The following is a 15337-nucleotide window of genomic DNA, read 5'->3' as shown; positions in this document are numbered from 1 at the left end:
GAAAGCTCTATTGCGCATCGAATTAGAATCACTTAGATGTGAAATCTTAATTATTGTTTTATAGGTCTTTATTACTGAAAATAATTTCCTCCTCAAAAATTATTGGCAATCCTTTAACTAAACTCTTGTCTACATTTGATATGGAATTAGGTGATTTAATGCCTGATTACTTATAATAAAAAAAATGAAAATAGACACATATTTTGTTAATGCAGTAATCGTTCTGCTTGTTGTAGTGCCCTATGTACTGTTCATAATAATGGCTAACCAAAAGACCAGTTCTCTCAAAAAACAATTTAAACATTTGGTCCGGGTAAATAATCTTAATTTAGATTGGGAGAACAGGTGGAACAAAAATATAGTTGGGATAGATTTTAAAACGAAACAAATGTTAATAGTTCAACAGAACGATACTGAGGTAGTTCACCGGATTAATTTAAGAGGCATTGCGAAGAGTAATATTTGTTGTAATTCTAAATTTATAAATAATAGAGGTCAAAAGAAAGAAGTATTAAAGGAGATAATTCTTCGGCTCGAATCCTATAATGATGAAATTACTGATATTGTTTTATTCGATGATAATTTAAGCTACACTTATGACCATGAATTAAGTAATGCAAATAAGCTTAATAGGGTCATTCATAGTCTTCTTATTTTTAAACCTATAATTACCTCAGCGGCATAATATTTTAAAATTAATAATATGATAATTGATTTTATCTTATTGATCCTTGGTTTTGGTTTGCTTATAAAAGGAGCAGATTGGCTTATTAATGGTGCCTCCATACTGGCAAGGAAAAAAAATGTATCAGATCTTATTATTGGTTTAACCATTGTGGCTTTCGGGACCTCAGCACCAGAACTTATAGTTAATACTGTGGCAGCTTTTCAGGGAAGAGAAGAATTGGTGTTTGGAAACGTGATAGGAAGTAATAACTTCAATCTTTTTATAATTCTTGGTATTACAGGGCTTATAAGTCCTCTGGTTGTTCAAGAGAGTACTATTAAAAAAGAAATTCCCATTTCACTACTCGCAGTACTAATTTTGTATGTGCTAGCAAACAGTTTCTTTACCAATCTCTCTGTTCTAAGCAGATTTGATGGGTTATTACTACTGGTGCTTTTCGGTGTATTTCTTTTTTACATAAAAAATCAATTATCTAATAACCCGGTTCAGGAAATGCCTGTTGTGGTAAGCGAAACACCTGCTAAGATTACCTTATTTATAATAGTAGGATTAGCCGGCCTTGTAGGTGGAGGAACACTGGTAGTGGATAGTGCGTCCAGCATTGCCGGATTTTTCGGAATAAGTGAAAAGATAATTGGGCTCACTATAGTGGCAGCAGGAACATCTCTGCCAGAGTTGGCGACATCGGTTATGGCTGCAATAAAAAAGAATGCAGATATTGCGGTTGGTAATATCATAGGTTCTAACATCTTTAATTTGCTTTTAATTCTAGGGTCTAGTGCCCTGATTAGACCATTGCCTTACGACCCAATATTTAATACAGACCTATATATACTGTTAGCAGGGACGATTGTTCTAATGATCTTTATGTTAACCGGAGGTCGAAAAATGCTGGACCGCTGGGAAGCCCTTTTACTTTTAATCACCTATTTGATATATACAACTTACCTTATTTTAGAAACTGTGTAACTGGAGTATTGAACCTGGTTCCAATTGTAAAATTCAAAATTACCCATTAAGAGAGGACAACTTTCTTACTCAGACAACTCAAAAATTTCCTCTATTGGAAAGCCAAACAGTCTTGAAATTTTAAATGCCAGAGGTAAACTGGGATCAAATTTTCCTTTTTCAATGGCATTAATGGTTTGTCTGGAGACTTCAAGCCTGGAAGCGAGTTGGGCCTGAGTGAGATCATGTTCAGCCCTTAAAATCTTGATCCTGTTTTTCATGAGTATCTTCTTGTCCCGATAATAGAAGCAGCTAAATATGTGATTCCAATTAATATTACCAGATGAGGAATTTCAGCATTAAAGCTTATTAACTCTACAGATTCCAGCATAGAATAAGCTAAGCCAAAAATTACGGCTACCCCAAGGGTTAAAGCCATGGCTTCTAACTGAATTTTACGTTGCAATTCATCAAGTGCGTTTAATTGATTCCGGTTCGCAATAATTACCCCTATCCCTACCGCAAGGTTTAAGAGAATGGCCAGGAGATTAAAAAAATCATTTGCTTCCCATAAACTTTTGGATCCAAAACTTGTAATAGCAGTAATCACAACCCATAATAATGTCCACAAAGCCAGTTTTTTCGTGGCTAAATGTGATTTATTTATCCTTTTTTTTCTCATTGTGTCCATATTTTGAATGTAAATTTTGCATTATAAAGATATAATTAAAAATTATAGGTAAAGTATATTTTACAAAAAGTAAAATGAAATTTACATTTAAATATTTTTATTATAGGAAAGTGGCTTTTTATAGGCTTTTACAGACCAAAAGCGAAAAATACCCTTTAATGGGTATTTTTTAAAAGGATAGCTATACCTAATTTAGTGCTATGGTAATTCGTTAATCGGTTTAAGTTTAAATTATTTCAATGTAGGGTAGGAATAATTTAACCGTTTGAATAAACCTTTCCAAAACCTTCCAGGATCCTGGAAGGTTTTTGTGTATATATAATTCCCCATTTCCCATCTTTCTTCTTTGGTATCTGCAGCCGCAAAGTTTATTATTTACCTTTCATATTTTCACATTTTTTATGACATCAAATAATTTAGTGTTTCGATATTTGAATATCACGGCTATTTACTTAGTTGAACAGATCAAAATTTGAGGTTATGGACTTGAAAGATGAATTTACAGATCAAAATATAGACATTACCCTTCCGGTGATAATAGGTTATCCGGTTCTGGATAAATATTTAATACAAAAACTGGTAGGGGAGATCATTAGCAAAGGTGAAGGGAGTAACTCTAATTATGCACAGGTGTTGGATGTGTCTATGGAAAAAAGTGAAATGGAAGAATATGATCTTCGTATTAATTTCACCTTGCAAACCTTAACCAGTCTTTTTAAGAACTGGCAGATCAAAATGGCATTTCATGCAGCTTTGGAACTTGATCGCGAACTACAACATATTTCGCTTAAAAAATTTGAAGTTGACGGGGAGACAAATAACTGGTTCGCTAATCAAATTCTGGAAACAGTTATAAACAGATGGATGTACGAAAAGCTTAAAAAGAAACTTAACTTTAACTTTATGCCGGTAATCGAGGAAAAAGTTGGAGCTATAAACGAAAAGCTGGAGAGTAAGTTAGAAGCTAAGGAAGGAGTACATCTAATAGGTGCTTTAAATAAACTCGAGGTGTCCAATCTAAAAGCGGGAAAAAATGAACTGTGGATTTCTGTGACCATTACCGGTACAGGAATAGTAGAACTTGAGAAACTTGAACTATAAAGTTATTTTTCCACTCCGTTAAGATCAAATGCATTTACATATTTGATCACATCTGCGAGAGATTTTATCTCCAGTTTACTTTTAATATTCTTCCAGTGAGTTCTAAGGGTTCCAATGGAGATAAAAAGTTCATCGGCAACCTCTTGTTGTTTAAGCCCTTTTGAAATACTTACCATTACCTGCTTTTCCCTTTTGGTAAGGGTTGTAAACTTTGAAATATTCTTTTTAAGGAACTCGTTTTCCTCTATTAAATTTGCAAACGACCTTATTGTGTTGGATATATCTGAAGATGGTCTCTTGATCTTAATTATCGAATTTCCTTCTTCATCCACACCTTCAAAAAGAATGGTTACATCTTTATTGGGATTAATTTCCTGGCTTTTAGTTTCTTCAAGCCATTGTCGGGCCTCCTTTTCAGATGCAAAATGTAGTGGACTAATTACCGATTTCATTTTTTCAAAATGACTCATGATACTTAAATGTACAAGTACATCGGTTCCCACTACAAAAGCCACTTTTTGACAACCATTTTCAACACAGGGAATATTAACATATTCTTCTATCCAGGCATGTGTTTCCTGATCTACAGGTAACCGGAACCTTTCCTGTAACCACAGGGTTTTAGAAGGTTTAAACTTTTTGTAGAGCTCGCAGTATTTGGAAAGTTCTTCTTTTAAAACAGTATTCGAATCGGGAGATTGTTTCCAGAATTGAACAAAGCAATCATTCTCCTTTTCTATCCGAATCTCGAGAAAATCACTTTCGTATATTTTCATGTATATCCCATTTATAAGAATTTTTCGAAATTAAGGATTATTTCAAAGGAAAACCATTTTTTATACTAAATATCATCGTTTAAGAACTAAAAAGCTCAAAAATCAGCTCCAAATTAATAATTTTAAAGGAAGTGTTTATCTTCATCTTTCAAAATTGTAACATGGATTTGAATAAATATATCGATCATACGCTCCTGGCTGCAAAAGCCTCTAAAAAAGAAATTATTAAACTTTGTGAAGTAGCAATAGCACATAATTTTTTTGCTGTCTGCGTCAATAGCAGTAGAGTAGCCCTGGCCTATGAAAGTCTAAAAGGCCACGAAATATATATTGCAGCAACTATAGGGTTTCCTTTAGGTAGTGCTTCCACGAGCGCCAAGGTAGAGGAAGCGAACAGAGCAGTTACAGACGGGGCTACTGAATTGGATATGGTGATGAATATTGGCGATCTTAAAGATGGGAATCATGAAAATATTCTGAAAGAAATAAAATTGATCAAAAATACAGTACCCGAAGGAATCCTTAAGGTGATTATAGAGACCTGTTATCTTTCAAATTCTGAAATTGAAACGGCCAGTAAGCTTGTCGCACAGGCCGGGGCAGATTATGTGAAGACTTCAACCGGTTTTGGGAGCAGGGGAGCAAGTTTTGAAGATGTAAAGCTCATGGCTGCAGCAACTGAAGGAAAGATCAAAATTAAAGCTTCGGGCGGGATACGAGATAAGGCTACCGCTTTAGAATATATCCGGCTTGGAGTAAGCAGAATTGGGACCTCATCTGGAATAAAAATTATATCCTAACCGAGGTCCCGAATTCTATGAGTCTTCCGGATTTTAAATTTTAAAGGTAATCACCGGAATTTTGGCATGATTGGCGATATCCTCGCCCATGCTTCCAAAGAAAAAGTGGCCTATAGGTTTACGACCATGCGTAGGAATTGAAATAGTATCTATGTTGGCCTCCTTGCAATAATTATAAACTCCTTTCTCTGCTGTATAATCGTTATAGAAAACCACCTTATCCAGATAATTCTCTTTGTTTTTTCCCTGATCAATCTGGAAATCATATGCTTTACGATGCATTTCGCCTGAGTTCATAAACTTCTCAGGAATATTAATAAAAAGGATCTCCGGCTCCACTCCAAAAACCTTGAAGAACTTTTTAGCAGCTCTATAAGCATTCGCCGTTTCTTTGTCAAATTCAGTGACAAATACCGCTTTTTCAATTTTAAAATCTTTAATACGTTCCTTGATGACCAAAACCGGAATGTTGGAGGTGCGAATTACTTTTTCTGTATTGGAACCTATTAGAGCTTCTTTAATCCCGCTGGCACCATGTGATCCCATAATAACAAGATCGGCACCATATTCTTCAGCGACCTTATTTATTTCACTGAATATAATATGGCTTTTTACGGCTTCGGTTACATCTATATCTTCCAGATAATCTTTTCTCAGAAATTTTTTAAAGCGTTTTCTGGTAATTTCCATATAATATATGGCATTGAAAATTTCCTGTTTTTCGTCCCTGGTAAGATATGAATCGGGAATTCCAATCATATGCACTGCAACGACTTCAGCTTTTTGTTTTTTCGCAATACTTGCGGCTACTTCAAGAGCATATTCAGAATATTCTGAAAAATCTACGGGTACGAGAATAGTTTTCATAATTACCATATTTATACTTCAAAGCTATCTTTTCTCTGTTATTTAAAATATGATCTCCGTCAGTTTACTCAAATTATAAATATTTTACTTAGCTGAAAATGAGGTAAGTATTCTGAAATTATTATAAAAAAGACTTTATCTTTATTTAAAACCAGTTCAATTTTGCAGGATTCATTTTTAAAAGCACAGGGCATTTTCGATGTGCTGTTTCAGGCTGCTTCAGAAGGGATTATAGTTGTAGACTCCAATCAGGTGGTGGTTGCGGCGAATGAAGCCGCCGAGTTTATGTTTGGATATCTAAAGGAAGAGATACGGGGACAGCATCTGGAGATCCTCATTCCAAAGAAATACCATCATAGTCACCACAGGCATTTTGATAAATTCCTTCAGAATAGTGAAAAGCGGCAAATGGGACATGGCCGGGAATTATATGGGGTAAAGAAAGACGGAAGTTTGTTTCCCGTAGAGGCAGGTTTAAACCCATTTAGCCATGAAGGTGAAAATTATGTAATGTCCCTTATCATAGATATTACAGTTAGAAAAGAGACGCAGCAGCAAATCGAAGATCTTAATACACATCTTGAAGATAAAATCAAACTAAGAACTCAGGAGCTTAGCGAAAGTGTAGAGGAGTTGCAAAAACTGAATATTGATCTTGAAAGTGAAATTAAGAAAAGAGCTGAAGCCGAAAAGAAAATCAAAAGTGCGCTGCAAAAGGAAAAAGAATTGAATGAGTTAAAGACTAAATTTCTCTCGCTCGTTTCCCATGAATTTAAAACCCCCTTAAGCGGAATTCTTACCTCTGCAACCCTGGTGGAAAAATATGCAGCAGAAGACCAGCAACACAAACGTGAAAAGCATTTATTAACTATCAGGAACAAAGTACATTATCTCAATAATATCTTAAACGATTTTTTATCGATCGAAAGACTGGACAGTGGGAGAGGCCAGTATAAGTTTGCGACTTTCAGCCTTAAAAGGTTTATCAACGACATTGTTTACAATGCCAATTTCTTGCTTAAAGAAGGACAGGAGCTTATATATCCTGATGAAATTGAAGAGATGGAAATCTTTCAGGATGAGAAGATCCTTGAATTGATCCTTTCCAATTTGCTGGGCAACGCCATTAAATATTCATCAGAAAATACCAGGATTTATCTGCGCATTAAGATCAAGGGACCAAACATTTATTTTGAAGTGGAAGATGAGGGCAGGGGAATTCCTGAAAAAGATCAGAAACACATTTTCGAAAGATATTTTAGAGCTGAAAATGCGCTGTTGGATCAGGGCACAGGGATAGGATTGAATATTGCCAGAACTCATCTTGCCAATCTTGGCGGAACTATAGATTTTAGCAGTAAAGAAGGGGAGGGAAGTTTATTTAAGGTGAAGGTGCCGTTTGATAAATCTCCCGGGAATTAAATAAGTATAAGGTATGAGCAGGTTATTGTTAATAGAAGATGATGTTACAGTAAGAGAAAATACTGCAGAATTGCTGGAGCTTTCAAATTATCAAATTATTACCGCTCCTAACGGCAGGGCCGGTATCGAAATCGCCAGGAAAGAATTGCCGGACCTTATAATTTGTGATATCATGATGCCGGAGGTTGATGGCTATGGGGTATTAAAAGTTTTAAGTCAGGATCCCGAAACAGCTAACATTCCTTTTATTTTCCTTTCGGCAAAAACAGAACATAAGGATATAAGAAAAGGAATGAACCTTGGAGCCGATGATTATCTTACTAAACCTTTTGAAGAAGAAGAGCTAATAGCTGCGATCGAAAGCAGACTGGCTAAAGTTACTATTCTTAAATCATTAGCTTCAGAAGGAGAAATAACGCGAGGAAAGGAGACTGCTAATCTGGATATTTTAAAAGCTGAGTTTGAAAAGAACGGAATTCAGCATTTTAAAGAAGAGGAAAGTATTTATAAAAAAGGGGAGCCTGCTAATTTGTTTTTTTTAATTGATCGGGGAGTGGTTAAAACTCATCGGTTGGATGATCAGGGGAAAATTCTAATTACCGAGATATATAAAGAGGGTGATTTTTTTGGAAATTACTCTAATAATAAAGCGGTGTTTTATGAGGAAGATGCCACGGCAATGGAAAATGTACAGCTATATACTATTTCTAACGAGAAATTTCATCAGCTCCTAAAGGCAAATCCCAGCCTGGCCTTACAGCTGGTAGATACTTTAAATAATAGTCTAAGGGAAGTGAAAAAGCATTTGATGGAAATGGCTTATGGGTCGGTTCGAAAAAAAACAGCCAACACGATATTGCTATTTGCTGAAAAGATCAAAAAACACCCATTAAAAAGCATCAGGATCTCAAGGGCAGATCTTGCCGGTGTTGCCGGGATGGCTTCAGAAAGTTTGATAAGAACCTTATCAGATTTTAAAAAAGAAGGACTTATTGAGATCGATGGTAGAAATATTATTTTACTGGATCAGGAAGGGCTTAAAGCCATTCGATGAATAACCTGGTTTTAATCGAGGTAGAACTGATGATTATCATTTTACCGGCAGGCCTCACTATGTAACTTCACATTCTAAGTGAAGAATCAATGAAGGTTTTAATACTTGATAACCTAATTAAACCCACCAATTTTACTGGAAAATTTGCTGTGAATTTTTTTAAAGAATCCGGGGTTAATTTCTATTTTCCTAATGTTACAGCTAAAGAGGCGCAATTTCACTTTCCGGCTATTGCTACAAAACCTATTGAGTTAATTGAGAATATACAGGAGTTAAAAAGGGATGCAATAGATCCCGGCCATCACTTCTTCAGCCTTAGTTTTGAAGGGAATTTAATTTCTGCCATGCGAGAGGCAATCTCAAAAAACAAAATTGACCTTGTGTTTATCGGAACAGAATTAGCAGAAGCTGGAGCTGACTCGATTGCAATAATATATGAGGTAATTCGAAAGATTAAATGCAATTTGATTATAATTCCTGCCGGTTGTCGGTATCAGAAAATAGAAAAAGTGGTGTTACCCGTTTCCGCATCCCTGCTGCCTTTTAAAGGAAAGTTAGATGAGATTTATGAACTGGAGTATTTCAAAGGATCCAGGTTTATGTTAATGCCTATTGGAACCGGGGAAGCCAAACCTTTTCCTGAATTATCTCCTTGTCTAACCCCTGAACTATTTAAAGAAATCCAGAATGAATTCGATCTTGTGGTGATCTTAGGCAAAAACCTGGAAGTTTGTGAACGGCTTTTTAAAAAGGACATGGGTATTTTATATAAGCAATCGTTGAGGCTTCCACTGTTCATTTACCATGAAAGCGAATAATGATCTTGCTCTCTAAAGTTCGATTAAAAGCTTATTGCAGCTTCCATCATAAAACCTTCAAATTTCCCATCATTATGAATGTCTCTAACCGGGTAATCATTATATTTTTGATGAACATATTCCAGTTTCATCAGGATATTTTTGGTTAAAAACCAGCCGGTACTCAGTTGTATTCTGTTAATATAAACCTCGGTATCTGCAGTGAGATCTCCGCGGGCAGAGCTATATCTGCCGCCAAGGTAAAGATCATCATCTCCGCCAAATCTGTAAATAAGCTCCCCGGCATAATGATTCCAGGTGCGTTCATTCAACTCGGCAGAAGCTTTTCCCTGAGCTCTTTCGTAAATCCCGAAAAATTCCAGTCCGCCATATTTTATAAACGGGTTGATCATTATAGAGGTGAGTTCATTTCTAAAATTCGGGTTTATTCTCCCGGCTCGAAAACTATCCCCTTTGCCCTCCAGATCTGTGAAAATATTGTAATACCGGGAGCCTGACCGGTCACCACTATATAAATAAGCAGTTCTGGTTTGAGCCGTATGATAGATGGAACCTGTAAGCCTTAATCTTAAGTATGCTTCAATTTCACGGTCATATCCAATTTTAGCAACAAAAGACGGGCTGGTGGTATTAGGGTTCTCAACCGATTGATTAAGCTTTCCATTGGTGATTCCGGCCATTCCTAACCAGGAATCGCAGAAATAATAAATTTCTGCTCCCACTTCGGTAGTAAAACTATCCATCAGGTAGTTTCCTACGAAAGGGTTGTAAAGAGCCATGGCATTATCTGTTCTTCTAAAATGAGCATCGCCATAATTAACTTCCATGTGGCCAATTTTGATGCGTAATTTTTCCATTAATTCTTCAGCAAATCCTTCGCTTACAAACTCCAGTTTGTCTATTTGAATATAACCTCCCTTTACCCAGGCTTCGGGATGATGTTGGGAACTAAGGTATGTTCTAAGATGCATACGCACCCCATCATATAAAACCACATCCAGATCCAGATTTGCAGTTGCCAGGTTAAAGTTATCTCCAATCTCAATTAACTGCGGAGTTGCTTCGTTATTTGAATTCTCGTGATCCAATGCCTGAAATTGAATGGTAGAAGCACCACCAATTCTAACCTGGACTCCGTTAAAGGTAGTAAGGCTGTCCTTTGGAGCTTCAAACTGGTTGATGCCTCGCTGGTCAGGATTTCTGAAATTATCAATATCCCTTTGATTTTGCGCAATTAGCGGCAGGCCAATTAACAGGATCAGGGTTCTAATAAGAATGATGGTAATTTTTTTCATGATTCCTTATGTTAAGGTTAAACTTATTTTTTTGAGGAAAGTTCAAATTTTACAACTACCCGATCTCCGGTTTTAATGGTCCCAAATAGGGCTGAAGGAGGCTCAATCTTATAATCGGTCATATTAAGGGCCAATTCTCCACTAATGTTGTGGTTGTTTTTATCTTGAGTTAGATTTACAGGAACCTGAATGAGTCGCTCGGTGCCGGCAATTTTTAAAAATCCTTCCAGTAAAATGTGGTAATTATTAGCAGAGACTTTTTCGAATTTTTTAACCGATTTAAGTCTGAAGCATATTTCGGGATATTGGGTGGTATGTAATGCTTTATAGATATTCTTGTCCATGCTCTTTTTACCGCTTTTTAATCCTTCAGATGGTACCGTGACTTCCAGCCTGGTGATCTTTCCAAAATTCTCATCACTAAATTCTACGTCTATAACTCCGGAAATATTTACGGCTTGTAGTTGCCAGTCATGAATATTGGAAGTCCCGTCTACGGTAAGGCTAATATCTTCCTTTTGCAGATCAAATGTCTGCGCTTTCATCTCCACCATTGTTATAAGCATTACGACTATAACTTTAAAAGCAATCCTGACTCGCATAAGCTTGAATTTGATTAATTACAAAGTTGGTTGAAGAGTTCTTTTTACGGAATGACGTTGGTCATATTTCGTTGTAATAATACTTTCTTGGCTTTATCAACCTCAGAAAATGAGGTGGTTATGTTTTTAACAGCTTATAGAGTTTAGGTTGAATTGCGCTTTTTAAGCGATTAAAGTCAGATATAAATTTAAAATCAAGAGTGAATGAAATGAGAGTGATGTTATAAGGAATTAAATATATCAGCGGGGGAAAGGATTAAAAAGCCAGAAATAGTAACCGTGGGAAAAATCTGCCTTTATTTTGTTAATATCGTCTTAATAAATACGATTCAAAATATTAATATTCAGGGATTTATAAACAGGATAATTTCTAAATTATTACCTCAATACATTTCTAAAATCTACGGTTTGAAGCATTTTAAATTTAGAATTCTGTTTTTCCTTATTCTGGGAACTTGTGTACAGTTGTTTTCGCAAAATAATAGTACAGTGAAAAGGGTTCAATCCATAGAGCCTTTTTTAAAAGCTGAAGATGTTCACATCCAGCAAAATTCCGGTGATGATCTTTGGATCACCACCCCGGTAAAAGTGATGCGCTATAATTCTGTTGATGTAAGGGATTATAATAAATTTAAAGGGATTCCATCAGAAGTTGGAAAAGAGTATATCTCCACCTATACCGATTCAGAAAATAAAATCTGGCTAGCCGGGAATAACGGACTGGCTGTTTTAGACTCTAAGAAAGATGAGTTCAGGTTTGTGAGCAACACCACCGGGCGTATTTATATATTAATGGAAGATTCTGGAAAGCAATTATGGATGGCTGCCGAAAATGGGATCTTTAAATTAAAGGTCGATTCAGAAAAAACAGATTTTGGAATTTCCCGTTTTCTTTCAGAAAATACCATGGCAACTACTTCTGCAGTTCACCAGGGCAGGATCGTATTTGCCGGGCCTAATGGCATACTTACCATCGACAGGCGATCGGGAAAATTTAATAAGATAGATACAGGATACTTCCAGGAGCTTTTAATTACCAGTTCAGTAAGTTTTCCGGAATTTTTGCTTTTTGGGACTGAAAGGAAAGGGTTTTTTAAGCTCGAAGCTGATTTTAAGAAATTCCAGAAAGTACTTACGCTTCCCTATCAGCTTGCTTCAGCAGATGTAACTCATCTTGAAAAATTTGATGATGAGGTCATTGTTTCTACTAACGGAAATGGAATCTTTAGAATTGGAAGTGATCTTAAGTTAATTGGAAAGATCAAGGATGCGCCATCTAAAGTTTTTACGGCGAGTCTTAACAGGAACAATTTATTATGGATGGTGAGTAACCGCGGACTTTTTATTAAAAACTATTCCCGATATGCAGTCAATAATATTTTCGATAGTCATGCTAATTCTTTGATCACCGCCCTGGAAACAGATTCCCGCGGTCAACTCTGGATGGGAACCGGTGATGGTCTAAGCATCTGGAACCCACAAACCGATAAGTGGAAACATATTTCAAATCTTAACAATCAATCCGGCCAACATAAGCCAACAGAGATCACTGCTCTGTCTGCAGATGAAGAGCAAATGTGGGTGGCCACAGCCGATGATGGTGTCTATAAGATGAATATAAATACTCTGGCAAAAACTCAATATTCCACTGGTGCCAGAAACAAAATTCAGGTTGAGGTTCCAAAAGCAATATTTATAGATTCCAGAAATAATACCTGGATAGGTGGAGAAATGGGTTATCTAACCAGAGTAGATAAGCGCAACTTAATAAAGACCTTTCCAATTAAAGACGTTCAGGCAATTGCCGAACTTGGACCTAAAAAGATCATCGTAGCAACTAAAAACCGAATCTATTCTCTCAATCCGGTAACCGGAAGGATCACAGATCTGGAAAGCCTTAATGCTAATAAGGATCTCCTGTATTATGCTATTAACGATCTCAAGATCACCAATAGTGGGATGGGACTAATTGCCACCAAAGGTGCGGGTCTAATAATTTACGATTTTGTAAACGACAAATTTGAATTAATTAATGAGGAAGCCGGTTTACCATCGAATAACCTTGAAGGAATTTTAATAGATGAAACCAATGCTTACTGGCTGGCCACAGATAAAGGTTTAAGTGTTTATGATCCTGATAATGGAGAATTAAAAAGTTACTCAGTTCTTAACGGACTTTCGACTAATGAATTAACCACCGGTTTTGCAATTCTTAAAAATGGAGACCTGGTGCTTGGAAGTGCCAGAGGAATAAATGTTTTTCATCCACAAACGATGTTAGCTCAACCGGAATTTAGGCCAAGAGTAGATTTTAATAATATCATTATTCCGGGTGAAAAAGAGGACCTTAAAAGAAACAGAGGTCTAAGGGCGGGTAAAAAGCTGCAATTGGATGAAAACACCGGGTTCCAGATCGGGCTTCAGGGAATTTCCCACCTTGATCCTGAAAGCCTGTTGTATTCCTGGAAACTTGAAGGTGTTGATCAGGAATGGAGTAAACCTACTCCAATGAATACGGCCAGCTTTTCAAATTTACCACCGGGAGATTATATTTTAAAGGTTAAGGCCAAAGTGGCAAATTCAGTATGGTCCAAACCTGTTGAGGTTCCTATTGAAATTGTTGCGGCAGCAGGAACTTTTAGCACGGTCTATCTGTTTATGGGAATCGGGATTTTAGCTACTATTCTCATTTTCGCCTATGTGTTTACCAAACGTTCGAGAGAAGCCGATAAGTTAGCCAAGCAGGAATTAAGTGAGCGACTTAAGGAAGAATTCAAAGCGCCGGTAGAAAGTGCCGTAAAATCGCTTAGTAAGATTTCTGCAGCCAGTGAAGCCGGGAATCCCGAAGACCTTCAAAGATACGCTGCCAGGTTCGATGAACTTTTTCAGCAAATCCTGAATTTTAATTATCAGGAGTCTGTCTATGAAATTTCAAAAATTTCCATGAAAACTCATTTGCCTCAAATAATAAAGGAGATAAAGCCTGTTTACAGTCTCAAAAATATTGAGATGATCATTAACGATCAATGGGGAGAGGGTGAGTTCTATTATAATATGGAAATGCTGGATAAGATCTTTTTCAGTTTAATTTCAGGAAGCGCGGGATATTCTTTTAGAGAAGGGAAGATCATTATGAACTTGATACGAACAAATGTAGGAGACCTTAAACTTCAGATAACCGATAATGGTCGTGGAATTCCTTTGAGTGATGTAAAGTTGCTGGAAAAGAATAAACAGTCTGATACAAAACCAAGATTCAGAGATAAAGGCGGACTAAAATATATTCTGAAAGCAAAGGATCTCATCCAAAAAGCCGGAGGTAGTTTTAGTTATGAGACTGAAAAAAATGAAGGCTCTACCTTTACCGCGGTGCTGAAAAACAGACAGCAGGAGTACAGAAAAGTGCCGGAACGCGCTGCCGCAATCTTTAAGGCTGAAAAAAGTACCGTAAAGAAAACATCTAAAAAACCCGGAGTGGTTGCAGGTTTGAACGAAGGTAAAATTCTCATTATTGAAAATGAGACTGAAACCCGGGAGCAGCTTTTCAATTCTCTAAGTAAATATTGCCAGGTTTATCAGGCCGGTACCGCCGAGGAAGGAATCGAGAAAGCTTCAATGATATTCCCGGATATTATAATTACTGCCGCAGTATTGCCGGATATGAACGCATTTCAGCTTTCCAAAATGCTTAAAGCCAATGCCGGATTAAATCATATCGATATCTTCCTGCTGGCAGAAGAGGCCACCATTCTTGCCGATGAGCAGTTAAAAAGCATTTCTGAGGTTATAAGAAAACCATTAGAGATGGATGCCATTATAGCTCTGACTTCAGAAAAGTTTAAAAAGATCATGGAGGTAAGGCGCACTTATATCTCTTCCTATAAAGAGGATGCGAAGGTGCAATTCAAGAGTAAGAATGATGAAGAATTTATTGCACGAATTCAAGAAATGGTAATTGAAAATATAAGAAATGAGAATTTCCAGGTGCATGATCTAAGTGCGGCAATTGGCATTTCAAGTAATGCCCTGTTCATGAAGCTTAAGAGTCTGGTAAACCTTACTCCGCAGGAGTTGGTTGACCTTACTCGCGTAAATTACGCCCTCTCTAATATGGGAGAAGATAATTCCAATATCCTTGAGGTCACCTATAAAGCCGGATTTGAAAACCCAAAACAGTTCTATAGTTCGTTTAAAAAATTCTATGGTTATGATTTTTCAAATTCGGTAGAAGAGTTTAAATAGTTTGCTGGCTAGAATGAAAATAGCCTGACTTAA

14 protein-coding genes are annotated in these 15337 nt (G+C 36.7%); 8 read left to right on the top strand and 6 right to left on the bottom strand.

Going from position 1 to position 15337, the window contains the following annotated elements; all coding sequences use genetic code 11:
- Positions 1–184 precede the first annotated feature (184 nt).
- A complete protein-coding gene (locus ACNKXV_RS04035) occupies positions 185–685 on the top strand; it encodes a hypothetical protein (RefSeq protein WP_417906419.1) in 501 nt (166 codons plus the stop codon).
- Between the two features lie 18 nt (positions 686–703).
- On the top strand, positions 704–1657 hold the full coding sequence (locus tag ACNKXV_RS04030; protein WP_417906418.1) for a calcium/sodium antiporter: 954 nt from the start codon (positions 704–706) through the stop codon (positions 1655–1657).
- Positions 1658–1722: 65 nt separating this feature from the next.
- Here the strand turns inward: ACNKXV_RS04030 and ACNKXV_RS04025 are convergent, their stop codons facing one another.
- Together ACNKXV_RS04025 and ACNKXV_RS04020 are read right to left on the bottom strand one after the other, a co-directional pair.
- Positions 1723–1917 carry a helix-turn-helix transcriptional regulator gene (locus ACNKXV_RS04025; RefSeq protein ID WP_417906417.1) on the bottom strand — a complete coding sequence of 65 codons (195 nt, stop codon included), beginning with the start codon at positions 1915–1917 and terminating at the stop codon, positions 1723–1725.
- Positions 1914–2318: a hypothetical protein gene (locus ACNKXV_RS04020; RefSeq protein ID WP_417906416.1), complete on the bottom strand. Its 405-nt coding sequence runs from the start codon at positions 2316–2318 to the stop codon at positions 1914–1916. Before ACNKXV_RS04020 ends, ACNKXV_RS04025 begins: the two co-directional genes overlap by 4 nt.
- Positions 2319–2807: 489 nt before the next feature.
- On the opposite strand from ACNKXV_RS04020, the gene ACNKXV_RS04015 reads away from it, so the two are divergent.
- Positions 2808–3428, top strand: a complete 621-nt coding sequence (locus tag ACNKXV_RS04015) for a DUF4403 family protein (protein WP_417906415.1) — start codon at positions 2808–2810, stop codon at positions 3426–3428.
- Between the two features lie 2 nt (positions 3429–3430).
- Here ACNKXV_RS04015 and ACNKXV_RS04010 read toward each other — a convergent pair whose 3' ends face one another.
- On the bottom strand, positions 3431–4204 hold the full coding sequence (locus ACNKXV_RS04010) for a response regulator transcription factor (RefSeq protein ID WP_417906414.1): 774 nt from the start codon (positions 4202–4204) through the stop codon (positions 3431–3433).
- A gap of 161 nt (positions 4205–4365) precedes the next feature.
- Here ACNKXV_RS04010 and deoC point away from each other — a divergent pair, with 161 nt between their 5' ends.
- Positions 4366–5004, top strand: a complete 639-nt coding sequence (gene deoC, locus ACNKXV_RS04005) for a deoxyribose-phosphate aldolase (RefSeq protein ID WP_417906413.1) — start codon at positions 4366–4368, stop codon at positions 5002–5004.
- A gap of 33 nt (positions 5005–5037) precedes the next feature.
- On the opposite strand, the gene ACNKXV_RS04000 is transcribed toward deoC, so the two are convergent.
- Positions 5038–5871: a universal stress protein gene (locus ACNKXV_RS04000; RefSeq protein WP_417906412.1), complete on the bottom strand. Its 834-nt coding sequence runs from the start codon at positions 5869–5871 to the stop codon at positions 5038–5040.
- A 162-nt stretch (positions 5872–6033) separates the two neighbouring features.
- Here ACNKXV_RS04000 and ACNKXV_RS03995 point away from each other — a divergent pair, with 162 nt between their 5' ends.
- From ACNKXV_RS03995 to ACNKXV_RS03985, 3 genes are all read left to right on the top strand, one after another.
- Entirely contained in the window at positions 6034–7293 is a 1260-nt protein-coding gene (locus tag ACNKXV_RS03995) for a PAS domain-containing sensor histidine kinase (RefSeq protein ID WP_417906411.1), read from the top strand.
- A 13-nt stretch (positions 7294–7306) separates the two neighbouring features.
- Positions 7307–8347 carry a response regulator gene (locus tag ACNKXV_RS03990; RefSeq protein WP_417906410.1) on the top strand — a complete coding sequence of 347 codons (1041 nt, stop codon included), beginning with the start codon at positions 7307–7309 and terminating at the stop codon, positions 8345–8347.
- Between the two features lie 89 nt (positions 8348–8436).
- The gene (locus tag ACNKXV_RS03985; protein WP_417906409.1) at positions 8437–9165 is read left to right on the top strand and encodes a hypothetical protein; all 729 of its coding nucleotides are present in this window, start codon (positions 8437–8439) and stop codon (positions 9163–9165) included.
- Positions 9166–9188: 23 nt separating this feature from the next.
- Here the strand turns inward: ACNKXV_RS03985 and ACNKXV_RS03980 are convergent, their stop codons facing one another.
- Together ACNKXV_RS03980 and ACNKXV_RS03975 are read right to left on the bottom strand one after the other, a co-directional pair.
- Positions 9189–10460, bottom strand: coding sequence for a hypothetical protein (locus tag ACNKXV_RS03980; protein ID WP_417906408.1), 1272 nt, complete (start codon positions 10458–10460; stop codon positions 9189–9191).
- Positions 10461–10483: 23 nt separating this feature from the next.
- Positions 10484–11062 (bottom strand): YceI family protein, encoded by a 579-nt coding sequence (locus ACNKXV_RS03975; protein WP_417906407.1) that lies wholly within the window; start codon positions 11060–11062, stop codon positions 10484–10486.
- 408 nt (positions 11063–11470) lie between these two features.
- Between ACNKXV_RS03975 and ACNKXV_RS03970 the strand changes: the two genes are divergently transcribed.
- On the top strand, positions 11471–15304 hold the full coding sequence (locus ACNKXV_RS03970) for a hybrid sensor histidine kinase/response regulator transcription factor (protein WP_417906406.1): 3834 nt from the start codon (positions 11471–11473) through the stop codon (positions 15302–15304).
- The last annotated feature ends 33 nt before the right edge of the window (positions 15305–15337 follow it).

The organism is Christiangramia aquimixticola (assembly GCF_048285835.1).
GTDB lineage: Bacteria > Bacteroidota > Bacteroidia > Flavobacteriales > Flavobacteriaceae > Christiangramia > Christiangramia aquimixticola.
This window is presented reverse-complemented; position numbering and strand designations above follow the sequence as displayed.